The sequence below is a fragment of the Acidovorax sp. Leaf73 genome, from assembly GCF_916855635.1.
GTDB lineage: Bacteria > Pseudomonadota > Gammaproteobacteria > Burkholderiales > Burkholderiaceae_C > Acidovorax > Acidovorax facilis.
On record NZ_CAKASI010000003.1, the window covers coordinates 76,964 to 97,297 of the forward strand.

Genomic DNA, 20,334 nt, shown 5'->3' on the forward strand with positions numbered 1-20,334 from the left:
TCAGGCCTTGGAAGTGTTTTTGCTGTCGGTCACGCGCAGCACGGTGGCATAGCCGGTGTCGCCCGCAGCGCATCCGGTGAACAGGCCCACGCCGCCGCCGCGCAGCACCAGCTCTTCGATCAGTTCGATGATGGCGCGCATGCCGGTGGGCGCCTGCGGGTGGCCCCAGATGATGGAGCTACCGTAGTTGTTCATGCGCTCCCAGGCAAAGCCGGTGTCGCGCGCCAGGGCGATGTCGTTCACGGCAAAGGGGTTGTGCGTCTTGATGGCCGCCACGTCGCTGATGGAAAGGCCCGCGTTCTTGAGCGCGTTGAACGCGGCAGGCGACGGCGCCATGGGCATGTAGCCCGCCTCCACGCGCGCCATACCAAAGCCCAGGATCTCGACCTCGATGCCGGGGTCGGTCGCCACGGCACGGGCCCGTTCGCGCGTGGTGACGATGGCGCCCGCGTTGCCGTCGGCCGGATGCGTCTGACCGCCGAAGGTCACCGTGCCACCCTCTTTGACGGGCTTGAGCTTGGCCAGGCCTTCGGCGGTGGTCGGGAAGATGCCTTCATCGGTGCTCAGCGTGCCCGTCTGCTTGCGGAACTTAGAGTCGGTGACGGGCACATCGGCCATGTAGCGCTTTTGGAAGGCGCGGTCGTCGGCCAGCGCCTCCTGGTACTGGTGGTAGCGGTGCAGCTTGAGGGCGTGCTGCTCTTCGGTGCTGATGCCATAGCGCGCGGCCACGTTCTCGCCGGTCTGCAGCATGGGATTTTTGGCGTACGGGTCGTGGCCCATGTTGTCGGGCACCCAGTGCTCGGTGATGCCGTAGCCGCCGGTGCCGCTGGAGTCGGGGTAGTAGACCACCGGGCCATTGGACTGGCGGTCGGCCATCACCAGCAGCGCGCTGGTGGCCGTGCCGCACGCCACTTCTTGCGCGGCCATCTGCAGCGCGCGCACACTGGTGGCGCAGGCCTGCTGCACCGTGGGCCCGGCCACACGGTCGATACCCATCATGCCGGTGACCCAGGGCAGGCCGTAGAAGCTGCCCTTTTGCGGGTTGGTAATGCCGAGGATCGCCAGGTCCACCGCGGCCAAGTCGTACCCGCGCGCGGCGAGCGCCTGCTTGCCCACCGCAGCGGCCAGCGGCAGCGCGTTGAGGTTGGCCAGCGTGCCCTGCCACTTGGCAAACGGGGACGACCAGTAGATACCGTAGGGGATGAAGGCGTTCATGACAGGGTCCTTGCTTGGATTGCGCACCAATTTTAGTTATTTATCATAACCATATGAGTCGCTTGAAAAGCTAGGGAAACCCCCTAGCAAAGAGCGGCCTTGCGGTCTTGTTTTAGTTATTTTTGATAACCATAATTTCCCTAACTCACTCACACCACCATGACCAAGAACTCCGACATCTCCCTTGAAATCCGTGGCGAACGCGAGGAAATCGCGGTCATCCGCCTCACCCGCCCCGCCAAGCGCAATGCCTTGAACGACGGCCTGATCCTGGCGCTGCGCGACGTGATGGACAACCTGCCCGCAAGCGTGGGCGCCGCCGTGATCGATGGCGATGGCGAGCACTTCTGCTCGGGCCTCGACCTCTCGGAGCTGAAAGAGCGCGACGCGGGCCAGGGCCTGCACCACTCGCGCATGTGGCATGCAGCGCTGGACCGCGTGCAGTTCGGCCCCGTGCCCGTGGTGGCCGCGCTGCACGGCGCGGTGGTGGGCGGCGGGCTGGAGCTGGCCAGCGCCTGCCACATCCGCGTGGCCGATGAATCCACCTTCTACGCACTGCCCGAAGGCTCGCGCGGCATCTTTGTGGGCGGCGGCGGTGCGGTGCGCATCCCGCGCCTGATCGGCACGGCCCGCATGACCGACATGATGATGACCGGCCGCGTCTACAACGCCGTGGACGGCGAGCGTGTGGGTTTTGCCCAATACCTCGTGCCCACCGGCACCGCATTCGATAAGGCCTTTGAGCTGGCCCAGCGCATTGCGCAGAACGCACCGCTGACCAACTACGCACTCATGCACGCGCTGCCCCGCATTGCCGAGCAGCCGTCCGACCAGGGCCTGATGACCGAAGCCATGATGGCCGCCATCGCCCAGAGCGCGCCCGAAGCCAAGGCCCGTGTGCGCGCCTTCCTCGACGGCAAGGCAGCCAAGGTCCAGAAGGCCTGAAGATGCGAGCCCCCGCCCGCGCCAGTGAGTTCTTGAAAGCACCCATGATGGCAACCGCCCCCACCCCCCGCTACCGGCCGCTGCGCTTTGGCGTGACCGAGGTCACCACCCGCCAGGGCGACAACGGCGTGGTCTATGTGCGCGCCACGCAAGACCTGCAGCCCCACCCCGTGCGCCTGACCGACCGCCTGGCGCACTGGGCGCAGACGACGCCCGACCGCACCTGGATGGCGCAGCGTGTGAAGAACGCCGACGGCAGCCTGGGCGACTGGCGGCACATCAGCTACCGCAAGGCATGGGACAGTGCGCGCCGCATTGCGCAAGCGCTGCTCGACCGCAACCTGAGCGCCGACCGCCCCGTGGTCATGCTCAGCGAAAACGATCTGGAGCATGCCCTGCTGTCGCTGGGCTGCCTGGTGGCGGGCGTGCCGCAGTGCACCGTGTCCGCCGCCTACTCCACTGTGAGCAAGGACTACGACAAGCTGCGCCACGCCATCGACACCCTCACGCCCGGCCTGGTGTTTGCGAGCAGCGGCGAGCGCTTTGCCGCCGCCATCAACGCCACGGTGGGCGCCGACGTAGAGGTGGCGCTGATCGAGGGCACACTGCCCGGCCGCAGTACCACCCCATTCAGCGCACTGCTGGCCACCGAGGCCACGCCCGCCGTGGACGCCGCGCACGCCGCCATCACGGGCGACAGCATCGCCAAATTCATGTTCACCTCGGGCTCCACCAAGGCGCCCAAGGCCGTGATCATCACGCATGGCATGTGGGCCGCCAACCTGCAGCAGATGAACCAGTCCATGCCCGTGCTGGCCGAGGAAGACCTGGTGCTGGTGGACTGGCTGCCGTGGAACCACACCTTCGGCGGCAACCACAACTTCGGCATCGTCATCTACAACGGCGGCACGCTGTACCTGGACGAAGGCCGCCCCACGCCCGCGGGCATGGCCGAGACCATCCGCAACCTGCGCGAGATCGCGCCCACGGTGTACTTCAACGTGCCCACGGGCTTCGAGGTGCTGGCGCACACCATGAAGACCGACGCGCAGCTGCGCAAGAACCTGCTCAGCCGCGTGAAGATGTTCTTCTTTGCCGCTGCCGCACTCTCGCAACCCATCTGGGATGCCCTCTTTGAAGTGGCCGAGCAGGAGGTGGGCGAGCGCATCGTGATGAACACCGGCCTGGGCATGACCGAGGGCTGCCCCTTCTGCGTGGCCGTGAACAGCCCCAACGTGCAGGCAGGCGACATCGGCGTGCCCACGCCGGGGCTGGAGCTGAAGCTGGTGCCGATTGATGGCAAGGTCGAGGTGCGTTATCGCGGCCCCAACATCACGCAGGGCTACTGGCGCAACGCCGAGGCCACGCACGAGGCGTTCGACGAAGAAGGTTTCTACTGCTCCGGCGACGCCGTGAAGTGGATCGACGAGGCCGACCACAACAAGGGCCTGAAGTTCGACGGCCGCATTGCCGAAGACTTCAAGCTCAGCACCGGCACCTTCGTGAGCGTGGGCCCCATGCGCGCCAAGATCATCGCGGCCTGCGCACCCTATGTGCAGGACGCCGTCATCACCGGCATCAACCTCAAGGAAGTGGGCGCGCTGCTGATCCCCACGCCCCACATCCGCACGCTGGCGGGCCTGCCCAGCGACGCCAGCCTGCCACAGGTGCTGGAGAGCGCGCCCGTGCAGCAGCACTTTCAGCAGGTGATCAACCAGCTGGCCGCACAAGCCACGGGCAGTGCCACGCGTGTGGCCCGCATGCACCTGATGGCCGAGCCGCCCTCGCTGGACAAGGGCGAGATCACCGACAAGGGCTCCATCAACCAGCGCGCCGTGCTCAAACACCGCGCCAACCTGGTGGAAGCCATGCACGAAGGCAAGTTGCCGTTCACCCTCGTGCACCAGAAATGAATTGACCTGAACTGAACGACTACCCAAGGACACCACCATGCAGATTCAAGGACAAGCCGCCCTCGTGACCGGCGGCGCATCGGGCCTCGGCGAGGCCACCGCACGCGAACTGGCCCGCCTGGGCGCCAAGGTGGCCGTGCTCGACCGCAATGCCGAGCTGGCAGAAAAGGTTGCCGCAGACATTGGCGGCGTTGCCTGCCCCTGCGACATCACCGACGCCGCCAGCGTGACCGCTGCGCTGGAAAAGGCTGCCGCCGCCCATGGCCCCGCCCGCATCCTCATGAACGTGGCCGGCATTGGCAGTGCCAAGCGCGTGGTGCAGCGCGACGGCAGCGCCGCGCCGCTGGAAGACTTTGTGCGCGTCATCAACATCAACCTCATCGGCAGCTACAACGTGAGCCGCCTGTTTGCTGCCGCCTGCAGCAAGCTGCCTGTGCTGGACAACGGCGAGCGTGGCGTGATGATGTTCACCGCATCGGTGGCTGCCTTTGATGGCCAGGTGGGCCAGCAGGCCTACAGCGCCTCCAAGGCGGGTCTGGCCGGCATGACGCTGCCCATGGCGCGCGACCTGGCGCAGCACGCCATCCGCGTGTGCACCGTAGCGCCCGGCCTGTTTGCCACACCGCTGATGAAAGAGCTGCCCGAGGCCGTGCAACAGTCGCTGGCGGCCAGCATCCCCTTCCCGCCACGCCTGGGCAAACCCGAAGAGTTTGCCGAGCTGGCTTGCCATATCGTGACCAACGGCCACCTGAACGGCGAAGTCATTCGCCTGGACGGCGCCCTGCGCATGGCGCCCCGGTAAACGATAAGCGCCACACATCAGTAAATAACAAGAGGGCGCGAAAGCGCTCCAGCTTGACCCCCGAGATTTCCGTCAGACACACACCAGGAGACATCAGCATGACCACCACCCGCCGTCAATTTGTTCAGGCCCTTGGCGCCAGCGCCGCGCTGGGCGCCTTCCACCCCTTTGCCGCCCATGCCCAGGTGGACCAGGTGAAGGTGTACTTCGGCTTCCCCGCCGGCAGCTCGGGCGACACCGTGGCGCGCCGCGTGGCCGAGAAGTGGGCTGGCAGCGCGTTCAGCAAGAACCCTGGCGTGGTGGAAAACAAGCCCGGCGCGGGCGGCCGCATTGCGCTGGAGACGCTCAAAGCTGCGCCCGCAGACGGCTCGGTGCTGGCCGTGGCGCAGGTGTCGGCCCTGGCCAACTACCCGCACATCTACAGCAAGATGAACTACACCGACAAGGACTTCGCGCCCGTGTCGATCGCAGCCATCATGCACCACGGCCTGGCCGTGGGCCCCATGGTGCCCGCCAGCGTGAAGAACGTGAAGGACTTCCTGGCCTGGGCCAAGGCCAACCCCAAGGACGCCAGCTACGGCTCGCCCGGTGCAGGCTCCACGCCCCACTTCCTGGGCGCGCTGCTGGGGATCAACAGCGGTGTGGACCTGCGCCACGTGCCCTACCGTGGCTCCATCCCTGGCGTGACGGACGTGGTAGGCGGCCAGGTGGCGGCCATGGTCACGCCGCACGGCGACTTCATCGCCAACTACAAGGCCGGCAAGCTGCGCATCCTGGCCACCTCGGGTCCCAAGCGCTCCATCTACGTGCCGGATGTGCCCACGTTTGCCGAACAGGGCTTCCCTGAGCTGACCACCGAAGAATGGTTTGGCTTCTACGCCCCGGCCGCCACGCCCAAGCCGGTGATTGCCGCTGCCAACGCCGCCATCAACGCTGCGCTGAAGGAAAAGTCGGTCATCGACAGCCTGGCCATCGTGGGTCTGATGCCCCACGGCTCCACGCCCGAGGAACAAGCGCGCTGGCAGAAGGCCGAGTACGACACCTGGGGCCCGCTGATCAAGAAGATTGGTTTCACCGCAGATTCTTGAAGGTTGTGAATCCCCCCTGAGCGGCTTCGCCGCTTCCCCCCTTGGGGGGGACGCCACCAGCGCGGCGGGGCGGCCCTTGCGCGGTGGCCCTCGCCTGGGGGCGCGCCGGTATCGACAGGTGGCGGGCGCAACCCCCACACCCCACCCGTTCGGGCTGAGCCTGTCGAAGCCAAGGCGCAAGCAGCCACCAGGCTCGTGCCGACGAAATTCAGAAGAAAACGGCCTCCAGCGCTTATCTATCAAGCGCCAATAGCTATCAAATAGTGAGCATTTAATGCAAGCACGCCAAGCCCTTGCCGACATCCAGCATCTGCTGACCCACGTGTTGCAGGCGCCCAGCCGCTGGCAGGCGCTGGCGCCGTTTGCCGACACCGATGGCGAGCTGGCTGCGCAGGTGTTGGACGAGGCCGCCAAGTTTGTGGACAGCGCCATCGCCCCGTTGCAGCGCACGGGCGATGAGGAAGGCTGCCGGTTTGACGCAGGCAAAGTGCACACGCCCGCAGGATTTCGCGATGCCTACCAGGCCTTCTGGCAGGCGGGCTGGCCGTCGCTGTCGTGCGCGCCCGAGGACGGCGGCCAGGGCCTGCCTGCGGTGCTGGAGTGTGTGCTGTTTGAATGGCTGGCCGGTGCCAACCATGGCTGGACCATGGCGCCCGGCCTGCTGCATGGCGCGTACGAATGCATCAAGCACCACGCCAGCGACGAACTCAAGGCGCAGTACCTGGAGAAGGTCGCCACCGGCGAATGGCTGGCCACCATGTGCCTGACCGAAGCCCACGCGGGCAGCGACCTGGGCCTGGTACGCACACGCGCCGTGCTGCAGCCCGACGGCAGCGCGCGGGTGAACGGCAGCAAGATTTTTATCTCGGGCGGTGAACACGACCTCACCGACAACATCGTGCAGCTGGTGCTGGCACGTTTGCCCGATGCACCGGCGGGCCCCAAGGGGTTGTCGCTGTTCCTGGTGCCCAAGGTCTTGCCGGACGGAAAGCGCAACGCCGTGGTGTGCGAGCGCATTGAAGAAAAAATGGGCCTGCACGGCAGCCCCACCTGCGTGATGCGCTTTGACGACGCCACCGGCTGGCTGGTGGGCGAGCCGAACAAGGGCCTCAACGCCATGTTCGTGATGATGAACGCCGCCCGCCTGCACGTGGGCCTGCAGGGCATCGGCCTGCTCGAAGCCGCCTGGCAAAAGGCCAGCGCCTATGCGGCAGAGCGCCGCCAGATGCGCGCGCCCGGCGCCAAAGACACCAGCCTCATCCAGGACCACCCCGCCATCCGCCGCACGCTGCAAACCCAGCGCGCCTGGATCGACGGCGGCCGTGTGCTGGCCTACCACACGGCACTGCAGCTCGATGTGGCCAAACACAGCACCGACGCGGGCGAGCGCGCCGCCGCCCAGCGCTGGTGTGCACTGGTCACGCCCGTGCTCAAGGCCGCGCTCACAGAACAGGGCTTCCACGGCGCCAGCGCCTGCCTGCAGGTGTTTGGCGGCCACGGCTATGTGCGCGAATGGGGCATCGAGCAGATCGTGCGCGATGCGCGCGTGGCGATGATCTACGAGGGCACCAACGAGATCCAGGCGATTGACCTGCTGGTGCGCAAGGTGCTGGCCGATGGCGGCCAGGGCCTGGCGGCGCTGCTGACCACACTGCCCGGCACAGCGCCCAGCCCTGCGGCCAGCGCACGCCGCCATGCGCTGGTGGAGATCACACAGACGCTGGCGATTGCCGCCCAGTCCGACGCCGAGTTGCCCTACTGGGTGGCCGACGACTACCTGCGCGCCGTGGCGCTGGTGCTGCTGGACTGGGCCTGGGGCGAGATCAGCGCCGTGGCCCAGGATGAGCGCTGGAGCACCCCGGCCCAGGCACTGGCCCAGTGGGTGCTGCCCGAGTTTGAGATGCGCGCGGCCATGCTGCGCCAGCGCATTGCACAGGCACTGGAAATCAAGCCAAAAATGGCCGCTACCGCCTGATGGACAAGCACCTATAGCTACAGAAATAGTAGCAGAACCCATCTGAACGATCTCCCTCCCACAGCGTGTTGAGGCCGCGCTGCGGGATTCCTTGCGCCTCGAAAAACCGGAGACAACAGCATGAACTTCAGAAGAAAAAAGTCAGGAATGCGTGCACACCCCCAGTCCCGAGCCTCTCGGGCGACCCTAGCGGCCATGGCAGCGTTGCCCGCCGCACTGCTTGTCGCCTGCGGCGGATCGTCCGAACCCGGATTGCCCCAGCTGGCAGCCGCCACACCGGGCGCCTTGCAGTCGTGCAGTGAGCTGGCGACGCGCATCAACTTCCCCAACACCACCATCACCGCCGCCAACCCGATTGCAGAAGGCACGCTGACCGTCGCAGGCACGGCAGTGCGCGCGCACTGCCAGATCACCGGCAAGATGCACCAGCGTGTGAGCTCGGTGGACGGCAAGAGCTACGCAATCGGTTTTGAAATGCGCCTGCCCAATACCTGGAACGGCCGCTTCTTCTACCAGGGCAATGGGGGCATCGACGGCAACATCGTTGCAGCCACGGGCGCTGTCAACGGCGGGGCGGGTTTGAACAACGCCTTGAACATGGGCTTTGCCGTCATCAGCTCCGACGCGGGCCACGAAGCCGCCATGGGCCCCAACTTCGGCATCGACCCGCAGGCACGGCTGGACTACGGCTACCAGGCCGTGGCCAAACTCACCCCCATGGCCAAGAGCGCCATCCAGACCGCCTATGGCAAGGGCCCCGACCGTTCGTACTTTGGCGGCTGCTCCAACGGCGGGCGCCACACCATGGTGGCCGCGTCGCGGTTTGCCGACCAGTACGACGGCTACCTGGTGGGCAACCCCGGCTTCAACCTGCCCAAGGCGGCCATCGCCAACATTGCCAGCGGCAAGATCTATGCGTCGCTGGCCAGCACGCCTGGCGACCTGTCCACCGGCTTCACCACGGCCGAGCGCGCGCTGGTCTCCAACGCCGTGCTGGCCAAGTGCGATGCGCTGGATGGCAGCACCGACGGGCTGGTGCAGGACACCGGCGCCTGCCAGGCCGCTTTCAACCTGCAACGCGACGTGCCCACCTGCAGCGGCGGCCGCGACGGCACCTGCCTGTCTGCCGACCAGAAGGCAGGCATTGCCAAGATCTTCAGCGGCCCCACCACCAGCGCGGGCAACAAGATCTACACCAGCTTCCCCTACGACGCAGGGCTGGCAGGCGCAGGCTATGGCTTCTGGGAGTTCACGGCACCGCTGGTGCTGGACTCGGGCGGCGTGGGCCTGATCTGGTCGGTGCCACCCGAGGACCCCGCCACCTTCAACGGCCCCGTGTTCGCCCTGACCGGCAACGTGGACACCATGCTGGCCCGTGTGAACGCCACCAGCGCCGTGTACACCGAAAGCGCCATGTCGTTCATGACACCGCCCAACCCCAGCAACCTGTCGGCCATGAAGAACCGGGGCGCCAAGATGATGGTTTACCACGGCACCAGCGACCCGATCTTCTCCAGCGACGACACCACCGCCTGGTATGACAGCGTGCGCGCCGCCAACAATGGCGACGCCAGCAACTTCGCCCGCTTCTACCGCGTGCCCGGCATGAACCACTGCTCCGGCGGCCCCGCCACTGACCAGTTCGACATGCTGACCCCGCTGGTGAACTGGGTGGAAAAGGGAGAAGCCCCCGCCACCGTGCTGGCCAGCGTGCGCGGCAAGGGCAACGCCGCAGCCGTCAACGCCGACGTGCCCGCCAGCTGGTCGGCCACCCGCACCCGCCCCCTGTGCCCCTACCCCCAGGTCGCACGCTACAACGGCACGGGTGACATCGAAAGCGCCAGCAGCTTCAGCTGCAAGTAGCGCGCCTAGGCCCTGGCCCCTGCGGCCCGGGCCTTTTTTCTTGGGGTGTGCCCCCTCGCCCACAGCGCGGGGGCACACCCTCCACCCTTAGGAGACCCGCATGCCACACCTCCTCCCGCGCCCCCTCCCCCTGTCGGCCCTGACCATGGCCCTGGTCGGCACCGCCACGCTGCTGGCAGGTTGCGCCAGCGCACCGCGCACCACGCCCCCACCGCAGCTCGGCGCCGCCACACCCGCCACGCTGAAAAACTGCACCACGCTGGCCCAGAGCCTCGCGCTGCCCGACACGCGCATCACCTCGGCAGAGATGGTGGCCGAGGGCCCGATCACCCTGCAGGGCAACACCACGCAGGCGCCCGCGCACTGCCTGGTCAAGGGCAAGATGAAAGAGCGCACCGGCCCCGTGGACGGCGCCAGCTATGCCATCGGTTTTGAGATCCGCCTGCCCGTCAACTGGAACGGCCGCTTTCTGCACCAGGCCAACGGCGGGCTGGACGGCAGCGTGGTGACCGCGCTCGGCGCGGTGAGCGGCGCTGCGCCCGTGGCCCCCGGCCTGGTGCAAGGCTTTGCCGTGCTCAGCTCCGACGCGGGCCACGGCGCGCCCACGCCCTTCTTCGGGCTGGACCCCCAGGCCCGGCGCGACTATGGCTACCAGGCCGTGGGCACCCTCACCCCCATGGCCAAAGACCTGATCAAAGGCGCCTACGGCAAGGGCCCCGACCGCTCGTACATCGCAGGCTGCTCCAACGGCGGGCGCCACGCCATGGTGGCCGCATCGCGCTATGCCGACCAGTACGACGGCGTGCTGGCGGGCAACCCCGGCTTCAGCCTGCCCAAGGCCGCCACGGCCCAGCTGTGGAAGGCCCAGCAATACGCCAAGTTGGCCTCCGCCGGAGCGAACGGCCAGCCCGACCTGACCAAGGCCGTGAGCCCCGCCGAATTCCAGCTCATCGGCCGCAAGATCGTGGAGCGCTGCGACGCGCTGGACGGCGCCACCGACGGCCAGGTGAACGACGTGCAGGCCTGCCAGGCCGCATTCAACCTGCAACGCGACGTGCCCACCTGTACCGCTGCCAATACTGCGCGGGATGGATCGTGCATCTCTGCCGAGCAAAAGAACGTGCTGGCCAGCATCTTCGCCGGGCCCAAAAACAGCAAGGGCGAAGCCCTGTACACCGGCACCTGGTTCGACCCCGGCGTGGCAGGCAGCAATTTTGCGTTCTGGCACTTCAACGCCCCCACCACGCGCGACGCGGGTGCCGTGGCCTTCTTGTTCACCACCCCGCCCTCCACCCTGGACGCCTTCAAGGCCACCACCGGCCTGCAGTACGCGCTGAACTTCAGCATGGAGACGGACTACCCCAAGATGTTCGCCACCACGCCGGTCTACACCGAGTCATCCTGGTCGTACATGACGCCCCCCAACGCGGCTGACCTGAGCGCCCTGCGCAACCGGGGCGCCAAGATGATGGTCCACCACGGCGTGGCCGACGGCGTGTTCTCGCCCATCGACACCGCGAACTGGATGGACCGCGTGCAGGCAAACCACGGCGGCAAGGCCGACGACTTTGCCCGCCTGTACCTGGTGCCCGGAATGAACCACTGCTCCGGCGGCCCCGCCACCGACCAGTTCGACATGCTGGCCCCGCTGGTGGCGTGGGTGGAACAGGGCAAGGCGCCCGACAGCGTGACGGCGAACGCGCGCGGCGCGGGGGCCAAGGTGGTGAATGCCGAGCTGCCCGCCAGCTGGTCTGCCAACCGCACGCGGCCGCTCTGTGTGTACCCGAAGGTGGCACGCTACAACGGCACAGGGGATGTGGAGAGTGCGAGCAGTTTCAGCTGCAAGTGATCAGCGCTTGAAAAGCGGGAAGCCCGGCGCAAGCGGGGCTTCCCTTTTTTCTTTTTACGCCTTGGCGCGAGGCTTCATGCGAAAGCTGACACCCATGCGGTTGATGGCATTCATGGTGGCAATCGTGAGCGTCAAGTCCACCAGGTCCTTCTCACCAAACACGGCCAGTGCGGCCGCATAGGCCTCATCGGAGGCATGGGTCTCGCTCACGCGCGTCACCTCCTCGGCCCAGGCCAGCGCGGCGCGCTCCTGCTCGGAGAACAGATACGCCGCTTCATGCCACACAGGAACCAGCACCACCTTCTCCACCGACATGCCTTCGGCCAGCAGGTCGCGCGTGTGGATGTCAATGCAGTGCGCGCACCCGTTGATCTGCGACACGCGCAGGAAGACCAGGTGCGTCAGCAAGCTGGGCAGGCCCGCGTCCCGGGTGACGAAGTGGTGCAGCGTCCCCACGGCCTTGGCCCCCTCGGGCGATACGTTGAACCAGACAGCGCGATTCATACAGCAGTTCCTTTACGTTGAATGTTGGGTGGAGGCCGATATCGGCCTCCTGCGCGCAAGACGTTTAGCGTGAGGATGCTGTGACAGAGGCTGGAGAAATGGGTGCGAACATTTCCGCAGCCGCTCAGATGGAACAAGGCAAGACACGTGACGGCGTGACGGCGTGACGGCGTGACGGCCAGGGTACGCGGCACAGGCGCCAAGGAAAGTCGGCTGGGCAGCTACGCATGGCGGCACATGCTCAGTCTGGCCTACGGGTCTTCAAATGACGGAGCAACCTGAGAGCAATTCTGCATAGGCGCTATTGCTCCGTTATGCGGTAGAGTGACCCTATAGCTATTTCCTGCACACGTGGCCCTACCCACTTGTTAGGGCGGTCTGTCCGCAGGATCACACAGGGAGACGACAAGAGGATGTCAGATAAGAAGCTGACGGAGCAACAACTGCTTGGCGAACAAGGAACCTCCCTCATCAGCCTCGCCGTGTCCAGGATGGGATACGTTTGGCGTCCAACATCGCAGCACGACACGGGCATTGATGGTGAGATTGAAATCCGCGACGCAGCCTCAGGCGTGGTTTCAGGTTTATTGCTAAAAGTTCAAAGCAAGGCCGTCTCTAACTTTGAAGGAGAGACCGACGAAGGATTTGATTATCGGGTGAATCAGCGCGATGTGGACTACTGGCTGCAGCACAACGTCCCGGTGATCCTTGTCGTGTCGAGGCCACGCACTAACGAAGTTTATTGGCTCCCTGTTCGCGATCCTTCCGGGCAGGTCCGAGAGCGCAAATTCCATTTCGTCAAGAGCCACGATCGACTTGATGACAGCGCGGCGGCGGGACTTGCTGAGCTTGTGCGAACCCAGGCCCAAGGCGCCAGAGGTATGGCGTTGCGGCGACAGGAACGGCTCGTCAGCAACCTGATTCCGGTTAAATCTCTGCCATCCCGGCTGTTCCTGGCGGAGACGCCATACCATCAGCCCAAAGCGATGGGACAAGCCCTTAAAGGACGGGCGATAACTTTCGAAAACGTGGTCCGCAGTAAGCAAGTCTTGACGGTACGCGACCTGACTGATCCTCAGTACTCTTTCCTCTGCGACCGAGGAACGGTCGAAGACTTCCCTGTCGAACAGTGGTCTGCATCAAACGACCCCGTGGCTCAGCGCGAGTTCGTCTGGCTACTGAACAGCTGCTTGCGTCAGTTCCTCCGATCTTCGCCAGGCAGAGTATTGTTTGACAAGAGTTCCAATGTTTACTTTTTTCCAGTGCAAGAGGCTGGTAACCCAACCACACTAAGTTATCAAGGACAGAAGAGACCCACCGCGCGCGAAGTCGTGAAGGTCTTGGTGAACAAGAAGAAGGGCCACATCATGGGCCACAGACACTCTGCTATGAACGCCCAGTTTGTCAGATACGGCAATGCTTGGTATCTGGAGGTCAGCCCAACTTACATCTTCACGGGCCCTGATGCAATTAGGCCAAGCAAGTACGCTGCCGAATGGACAACTGGCATCAAGCGCCTCGAGCGTAACAACGCAGTGCTTGGCCAGTTGGGAATGTGGGCCGAAGTACTGAACCCACCAACAGACCTTTTTGCTGAACCGTATCCACACCTCAGCTTCGGAGAACCACTTACATTCCAGTCGGATCGCGGTATAGACGACGCTATCTGGACCGCAGGAGACGAAGAAGTGGCACTTGCCAGCAATGAACTTCCCCTAGGCTTTTTTTAGAAGCATGAAATTAGATTTTCTTGAAGAGCCAGAACTCGAGTTTGGTCGACGCGGCCGTCACGTGGACATTCGGCAAGGCCTAAAGATGTACGGTCCACTTGATACTGTGGACGATGACGTGCGTCGAATTCGGATAGGAATCGTTGGTACTCAGCAAACCATAGATGGCCTTCGCCGCTGGCTTGAGCGATGTGCAACTGGTGTTGATGCGAAGAAAAGTCGACAACCCAACCTTTTTCCAGACTTTCCCGGCTTCGGAGATCACTCGCCATTTCAAGCTTCCTTCGAGATTGACGAAGCATCGTGTCGCGTCATTCCGCCTCGAGAACTACGCGAAATATCCAATCACTCGCACTACGGTGCGTTGATTCGCGGTGTGGAGCTCCTGTCCAATGAAGTCAGAGCGTTGTCGGAAGAAATTCGACCTGCTGTCGTACTGGTCGCGCTGCCTTATGAGCTCGTTGGGCTGGATGACGACGAAGACGATGGTGAGAATGCCGAGGCCAAAGAGGTGCATCAAGGTGAAAGAGAAGAGCTGGCATATGGGTCCGACCTTGATCTTCACCATATGTTGAAGGCGGCCGCTATGAAGTTTGGTCAACCAATCCAAATCGTTCTGCCAACCACCTATGACCCCAACGCGAAAGCGATAGCAGACAAGCTCGAAGGAAAACGAAAACTGCAAGACGAAGCAACTCGCGCATGGAACCTGCATATCGCCTTGTATTACAAGGCCAACTATCGGCCTTGGCGGATCGTGCGCAACTCGAATGACCTGAAGACATGCTTCGTCGGCATCAACTTCTATCGTTCTTTGGACAAAGTTAACCTCATGACCAGCATGGCTCAGGTCTATGACGAACGAGGGGAAGGTGTCATCGTACGTGGCAAGCCGGTAGCTTTGAAGAAGGACGATCCGATTCCGCATTTATCTAGTGAGGATGCATTCACCTTGATCGCTCACGCTCTCACAGAGTATCGACGGGAGCACAAGCACTCGCCTGCACGTTTGGTTTTGCACAAAAGCTCTAACTACAGCGCGGAGGAGTTATTAGGATTCAATCAAGCAGTCGAAGACCAGCGGCTCGACACGGCTGATTTTCTTGTAGTCGAAAAGAGCTTCACTCGACTGTTTCGGGAAGGAAGCTATCCACCGCTGCGAGGGACGCTGCTGAGTCTCGATGATCGCAATCACGTGCTCTACACAAAAGGAAGCGTCCCCTACTACTCCACATTCCCGGGTATGTATGTTCCACGCACGCTTCGATTCAAGATCGCGCAAGGCGACGAAAGCCCTCGCAACCTTGCGGAGGAGATTTTGGCGCTGACGAAACTGAACTGGAACAACACGCAGTTTGACGGTGGTGAGCCGATCACTATGCGGGTTGCACGTCAGGTCGGCAAGGTTCTCAAATATGTCGCGTCGGATGGATTAGTGCAGCCGAAATACAGCTTCTATATGTGACTGCATCGTCCTTTCACCGAACCAAGCAAAAGCAAGAGCCAACACAGCAAACAAGCTCCCAGGCGTTCGTAGCCTAGTCCCGCCTCCGAACGCATACTGACGAAGCCCAGCGTCTAGGCAATTTGCGCGTTGATGTGCCGATGCCGCCCAATTCCACGCCGAAATCAGTTTCTACTCCGACGACTCCTGCGCCCGTTCAGTCACGCTTTAACGCTTGCTAGCCTCTTCTTTCGCCTTCTTCCCTTGGTCGTAATGCCACTTGATGGCAAAGAACATGCCGGTGCCGAACACGGCCACCTTGAACACAATAAAGACTATCGGGACCCAATCCATCTTGGAGATTTTCCTGGCTGTTGATCGGCACTGTCGAGTGTGAAGTGCACTGCCTCAATACGCTGCTTCGGCAGCTTCATCGTGTTCAAGCCATCGTCGAATCGCACATCGACAGCACTGGGCAAATGATCTGAAAACTTGGTGCGATGCTATCGGGCCTGCTGTGCGGGCGTAAGCATCAGTTCCGCCTAAATTTTGCGTAGCAGATGGAGGCCGCTGCCCAACGCGACTGCCTGCACCGAATGCCGATCTGGGCGCAAAAAAAGGCCTGCATGAGAGAACCCCATGCAAGCCTTTGATTGGGTGGCAGTACGAATGCCGGATGCTCAGAACGGCAACCCCACATAGTTCTCCGCCAGCGACCCCAGCGCCTTCTCCGAAGAGAACAGGTATGCCAGATCCGTGTCCTGCAGCTTCTGGTCGTAGGCCAGCGACTCGGGGAAGGTGTGCAGCATGGTCGTCATCCACCACGAGAAGCGCTGGGCCTTCCATACGCGGGCCAGGGCCTTCTCGGAGTATTTGTCGAGGCCGGTGCTGTCGCCATTTTGGTAGTGCGCCACCATGGCGTGGTACAGGTAGTAGATGTCAGACGCCGCGCTGTTCAGGCCCCGCGCACCGGTGGGCGGCACGATGTGGGCGGCGTCGCCCGCCAGGAACAGGTTGCCGTAGCGCATGGGCTCGGCCACGAAGGAGCGCAGGGGCGCGATGGACTTTTCGATGGAGGCGCCGGTGATGAGCTTGGCGGCCACTTCGGCGGGCAGGCGGCGCTTGAGCTCGGCCCAGAAAGCTTCGTCGGACCAGTCTTCCACGGTGTCGGTCAGCGGCACCTGGATGTAGTAGCGGCTCAGCACCTGCGAGCGCAGCGAGCACAGCGCAAAGCCGCGTTCGTGCTTGGCGTAGATCAGCTCGGGCGAGACGGGCTTGGTGCGCGAGAGCACGCCCAGCCAGCCGAAGGGGTAGACCTTTTCATACTCCTTGAGCACATCGCGCGGGATGGACTTGCGGCTCACGCCGTGGAAGCCGTCGGCGCCGATGACGAAGTCGCAATCGATGCGCACCACCTCGTCGCCATTGCGGTAGGTGACGTACGGGTTGGCGCTTTTGAGGTCGTGCGGCTGCACGTCTTCGGCGTTGTGGATGACGATGCCCTTCATGCGGTCGCGCGCTTCGTACAGGTCGCGCGTCAGCTCGGTCTGGCCGTAGACGACCACCGAGCTGCCGCCGCTGTACTTGTGCAAATCGACCCGGTCCATCTTGCCGTCGTGGGCGATGATGAAGCCGTCGTGGATCTCGCCTTCCTTGTCCATGCGCTCGCCGCACTGGGCCTCGCGCATCAGTGCGGCAAAACCGTGCTCCAGCACGCCGGCGCGGATGCGGCCGAGCACGTATTCGCGGCTTTGGCGCTCCAGCACGATGGTGTCGATGCCCTTGAGGTGCAAGAGCTGCGAGAGCATGAGGCCCGAGGGGCCTCCGCCGATGATGCAAACCTGGGTTTTCATGGTGTCTCCTGGTGTGGTTGGTGCGTTCATGACATGGGTCAAACGGACCACCCAAAGATACGTGGCACAGTCGCCGCGTTGAATGGACGGATGGAGCCAGAACATGCACTTTTCGAACATGGCCGAGAACCACAGCAGCATTCAGTCGTACAGCCTGTTCGGCGAGTCGCAGCACCTGCCCGACGTGCTGCACTGCGAGACGATTGCCGCGCGATCGGTGCTGCACGACTGGGAGCTGGCCCCGCACCGGCACACGCGGCTGCACCAGGTGTTGCTGATCGAATCGGGAGGCGGCGTGGCGCATCTGGATGGAGAGCAGCACGCGCTGGCCGCCGGTGCGCTCATCAACGTGCCGCCGGGCCATGTGCACGCGTTTCGGTTCACGCAGCACACGCAGGGCTGGGTGGCCACGCTGGCCGATGAATTGATGGACGAGATTTTTGTGCGCGTGGGCGATGTGCGTCGCGATCTGGCGCGGCCCGCGGTGGTCACCGCCAGCCCACCCATCAGCCAGGCCATGGGGCAGATCTGGCAGGAGTTCTCGGGCCGCGCCAAGGCGCGTGCGCTGGTGCTGCGGGGCCTGAGCGCCACGCTGCTGGGCTGGGTGGCGCGGGCCATTGAAGACCACAGTCCCGACGACACCGCTGCACCAGAGTCCAGCCTGGTGCAGCGGCTGGAGGCGCTGATTGAGGCGCATTTTCTGGAGCACTGGCAGGTGGCGGACTACGCGCGCGCGCTGGCCGTGTCGCCCACACACCTCAGCCGCGTGGCGCGGGCCACCACCGGCGCGTCCGCCCAGCGGCTGATTGAGGCGCGCCTGATGCGCGAGGCGCGGCGCAACCTGGCCTACACTCACCTGGGCGTGGCCACAATTGCCTACACGCTGGGCTATGCCGACCCGGCGTACTTCACCCGCGCCTTCACGCGCGATGCAGGCTTGTCGCCGCGCAGCTTTCGCGCACAGGTGGCAGCATCGAGCCCGGGCCGCATCACGTGAGCCCGGTGACACGCTGCTGACACTGCGCTGTCAGCAGGCCGCCGCGACCATCAAGGCTTCTTTTTTGACTTTGCACACACAAGGAGCCTTTGCATGAAAAACGCCATCACCTGGTTTGAAATCCCCACCACCCAACTCGACCGCGCCCAGACTTTTTATGAAGCCGTGCTGGGCCAGCCCCTGCGCCGCGAGAACATGGGGCCCAGCGAAGGTGCTGTGTTTCCCTACGACGGCGCAGCAGACGGCGTGGGCGGCGCGTTGATGATGGGCCCGACGGCACCGCAGGTATCGGGCAGCGGCACACTGGTGTACCTGGACGCATCGCCCTCGCTCGACGCCGCACTGGAGCGCGCCGTAGCCCAGGGCGGCCAGGTCGCCCTGCCCCGCCAAGCATTGCCACCGGGCATGGGGTTCTTTGCGCACATCCATGACCTGGATGGCAACCGCGTGGGTTTGCACGCACTTTCTTGAAGAAGGGACAACCGCATGGAAACACAGGAACTGCACCGGGGCCGGCTGATTGACCACATCCAGCTCGTTGTGTGCGATCTGGCGGCCAGCCAGGCGTTTTACACAGCCGCGCTGGGGGCGCTGAAGGTGCCGATGGGTGGCGCGGACGAGGGCTATTTCTGGGCGGACGAACTGTTTGTGTCGTCAGCCGACAGCCCTGCCGCGCAAGGCCACCTGACCGGCCGCACGCACCTGGCCTTCCAGGCGCAGGACCGGGCGATGGTGGATGCCTTCTACCAAGCCGCGCTGGCCCACGGCGGCACCGACAACGGCGCACCGGGCGAACGCCCCTACCACCCCGGCTACTACGCCGCCTTTGTGCTGGACCCGGATGGCAACAACATCGAGGCGGTGTTCCATGGCGACGCGCAACGCAGTGCGGCGTCGGTGAAGATCACGTTCTGAGTTGTGGGTCAGCCCGCCTCCGGGCGGGCCAGGCCACGCAGCGGGATGGGCGTGGAGAACACGATGGACGTGCGTGTTTCGCCATAGCCATTGATGTCGCCCAGAAAGCGCTCCAGGTCAGGCAGGTCGCGCGCCACGACCTGCATCACGTACGAGTCGTTGCCGCTGACATGGTGGCATTCGAGCACCTGGGGCGACTGACGCAGCTTGTCGATCAGCGCCTTCTTGCCGGGCTGCGGCACGTTGATGCCCACCACGGCGCGCACGCCGTAGCCGACCTTGGCGGGGTCGATGTCGGCATGCACGCCGCGCACCACGCCCGCCTCTTGCAGGCGGCGCAGGCGCTCGAGCGTGGCGGGCACCGACAGGCCCACGGCCTCGGCCAGTTCCTTGAGCGAGGCGCGGCCATCGGCCTGCAGCGCGCTGATAAGGCGCCAGGCTTTGTCATCCACTTCCATAAAAGCCTTTATCGGTTGGCACAGAAAAAAACGAAACCCAATTCTGGATTCGCCGAATTTTCTGCATTCTCCACCGCCAGCCATCGCCCTAGCATCGGTGCATGGACTTGACCTCAATCACCGTGTTTCTGCAAGCCGCCGTCATCGGCGTGCTCATCGCGGCCCCCGTGGGTCCCATTGGCCTGTTGACCATGCAACGCACCCTGGAGCGGGGCCTGGCAGCCGGGTTGGCCACCGGCCTGGGCGCCGCTGCGGCCGATGCGGTGTATGGCGCCGTGGGCGCCTTCAGCGTGCGCTGGTTCATCGATGGGCTGACGCAGGCCAAGACGCCGCTGGCGCTGGGGGGCGGCGCACTGCTGCTGGTGCTGGCCTGGCGCACCTGGCACGCGCCCGTGGCCCACACCGCCGCCCCGGCGCGCGATGCACGGGGCCTGCTGGGCCTGGCGGCCGGCACGTTTGCGCTGACGCTGGCCAACCCGGCCACCATCGTGTCGTTCATTGCGGTGTTTGGCTCGCTGGGTGGCGGCCGCCCCAGCCTGCCGTCGCCACTGTGGATGGTGGCGGGCGTGCTGGTGGGCTCTGCCGCTTGGTGGCTGCTGCTGACCGGCGCGATCGCCTACCAACGGCAGCGCTTTACGCCGGCGTGGCGCCAGCGCATCAACCGGGCATCCGCCCTGCTGCTGGGCGGGTTTGCGTTGTGGCAGTGGGGGCAGCTGATCTAAGTACCTCTGCGCTGCTGACTGAGATGCTGCAAAGGTACTGACACTGCGGTGTCAGCAGCAC

General features: G+C 64.3%; 17 protein-coding genes. 13 read left to right on the plus strand and 4 right to left on the minus strand.

The features are described from left to right. Complete coding sequence (locus LPA35_RS10175) at positions 1–1,215, minus strand: thiolase family protein (protein WP_228896891.1); 1,215 nt, start codon at positions 1,213–1,215, stop codon at positions 1–3. 159 nt (positions 1,216–1,374) lie between these two features. Here LPA35_RS10175 and LPA35_RS10180 point away from each other — a divergent pair, with 159 nt between their 5' ends. The 7 genes from LPA35_RS10180 to LPA35_RS10210 all read left to right on the plus strand — a co-directional run bounded on the left by LPA35_RS10180 (position 1,375) and on the right by LPA35_RS10210 (position 11,650). Next, the gene (locus LPA35_RS10180; protein ID WP_055399790.1) at positions 1,375–2,160 is read left to right on the plus strand and encodes a crotonase/enoyl-CoA hydratase family protein; all 786 of its coding nucleotides are present in this window, start codon (positions 1,375–1,377) and stop codon (positions 2,158–2,160) included. A gap of 44 nt (positions 2,161–2,204) precedes the next feature. Continuing rightward, positions 2,205–4,073: a feruloyl-CoA synthase gene (locus tag LPA35_RS10185; RefSeq protein ID WP_228896892.1), complete on the plus strand. Its 1,869-nt coding sequence runs from the start codon at positions 2,205–2,207 to the stop codon at positions 4,071–4,073. Between the two features lie 37 nt (positions 4,074–4,110). After that, positions 4,111–4,875: an SDR family NAD(P)-dependent oxidoreductase gene (locus tag LPA35_RS10190; RefSeq protein WP_099731539.1), complete on the plus strand. Its 765-nt coding sequence runs from the start codon at positions 4,111–4,113 to the stop codon at positions 4,873–4,875. A 98-nt stretch (positions 4,876–4,973) separates the two neighbouring features. Next, on the plus strand, positions 4,974–5,963 hold the full coding sequence (locus LPA35_RS10195) for a Bug family tripartite tricarboxylate transporter substrate binding protein (RefSeq protein WP_228896893.1): 990 nt from the start codon (positions 4,974–4,976) through the stop codon (positions 5,961–5,963). Between the two features lie 274 nt (positions 5,964–6,237). Beyond that, positions 6,238–7,938 (plus strand): acyl-CoA dehydrogenase family protein, encoded by a 1,701-nt coding sequence (locus LPA35_RS10200; protein WP_228896894.1) that lies wholly within the window; start codon positions 6,238–6,240, stop codon positions 7,936–7,938. A gap of 195 nt (positions 7,939–8,133) precedes the next feature. Then, on the plus strand, positions 8,134–9,801 hold the full coding sequence (locus LPA35_RS10205) for a tannase/feruloyl esterase family alpha/beta hydrolase (RefSeq protein WP_228896895.1): 1,668 nt from the start codon (positions 8,134–8,136) through the stop codon (positions 9,799–9,801). A gap of 100 nt (positions 9,802–9,901) precedes the next feature. Next, complete coding sequence (locus LPA35_RS10210) at positions 9,902–11,650, plus strand: tannase/feruloyl esterase family alpha/beta hydrolase (RefSeq protein WP_228896896.1); 1,749 nt, start codon at positions 9,902–9,904, stop codon at positions 11,648–11,650. A gap of 54 nt (positions 11,651–11,704) precedes the next feature. On the opposite strand, the gene LPA35_RS10215 is transcribed toward LPA35_RS10210, so the two are convergent. Further along, positions 11,705–12,154, minus strand: coding sequence for a carboxymuconolactone decarboxylase family protein (locus tag LPA35_RS10215; protein WP_228896897.1), 450 nt, complete (start codon positions 12,152–12,154; stop codon positions 11,705–11,707). A 413-nt stretch (positions 12,155–12,567) separates the two neighbouring features. Between LPA35_RS10215 and LPA35_RS10220 the strand changes: the two genes are divergently transcribed. Beyond that, entirely contained in the window at positions 12,568–13,884 is a 1,317-nt protein-coding gene (locus LPA35_RS10220) for a DUF4365 domain-containing protein (RefSeq protein ID WP_228896898.1), read from the plus strand. Positions 13,885–13,888: 4 nt separating this feature from the next. Next, entirely contained in the window at positions 13,889–15,349 is a 1,461-nt protein-coding gene (locus LPA35_RS10225; RefSeq protein ID WP_228896899.1) for a hypothetical protein, read from the plus strand. Between the two features lie 659 nt (positions 15,350–16,008). On the opposite strand, the gene pobA is transcribed toward LPA35_RS10225, so the two are convergent. After that, on the minus strand, positions 16,009–17,181 hold the full coding sequence (gene pobA, locus LPA35_RS10230; protein WP_228896900.1) for a 4-hydroxybenzoate 3-monooxygenase: 1,173 nt from the start codon (positions 17,179–17,181) through the stop codon (positions 16,009–16,011). 103 nt (positions 17,182–17,284) lie between these two features. On the opposite strand from pobA, the gene LPA35_RS10235 reads away from it, so the two are divergent. The 3 genes from LPA35_RS10235 to LPA35_RS10245 all read left to right on the plus strand — a co-directional run bounded on the left by LPA35_RS10235 (position 17,285) and on the right by LPA35_RS10245 (position 19,093). Then, positions 17,285–18,178: a helix-turn-helix domain-containing protein gene (locus LPA35_RS10235; protein WP_228896901.1), complete on the plus strand. Its 894-nt coding sequence runs from the start codon at positions 17,285–17,287 to the stop codon at positions 18,176–18,178. A gap of 93 nt (positions 18,179–18,271) precedes the next feature. Further along, complete coding sequence (locus tag LPA35_RS10240) at positions 18,272–18,649, plus strand: VOC family protein (protein WP_142149357.1); 378 nt, start codon at positions 18,272–18,274, stop codon at positions 18,647–18,649. A gap of 15 nt (positions 18,650–18,664) precedes the next feature. Further along, positions 18,665–19,093 carry a VOC family protein gene (locus tag LPA35_RS10245; RefSeq protein WP_228896902.1) on the plus strand — a complete coding sequence of 143 codons (429 nt, stop codon included), beginning with the start codon at positions 18,665–18,667 and terminating at the stop codon, positions 19,091–19,093. A gap of 8 nt (positions 19,094–19,101) precedes the next feature. On the opposite strand, the gene LPA35_RS10250 is transcribed toward LPA35_RS10245, so the two are convergent. After that, positions 19,102–19,551 carry an Lrp/AsnC family transcriptional regulator gene (locus LPA35_RS10250; protein WP_015012065.1) on the minus strand — a complete coding sequence of 150 codons (450 nt, stop codon included), beginning with the start codon at positions 19,549–19,551 and terminating at the stop codon, positions 19,102–19,104. A gap of 101 nt (positions 19,552–19,652) precedes the next feature. Here LPA35_RS10250 and LPA35_RS10255 point away from each other — a divergent pair, with 101 nt between their 5' ends. Next, positions 19,653–20,273, plus strand: a complete 621-nt coding sequence (locus LPA35_RS10255; RefSeq protein ID WP_228896903.1) for a LysE family translocator — start codon at positions 19,653–19,655, stop codon at positions 20,271–20,273. Positions 20,274–20,334 lie beyond the last annotated feature (61 nt).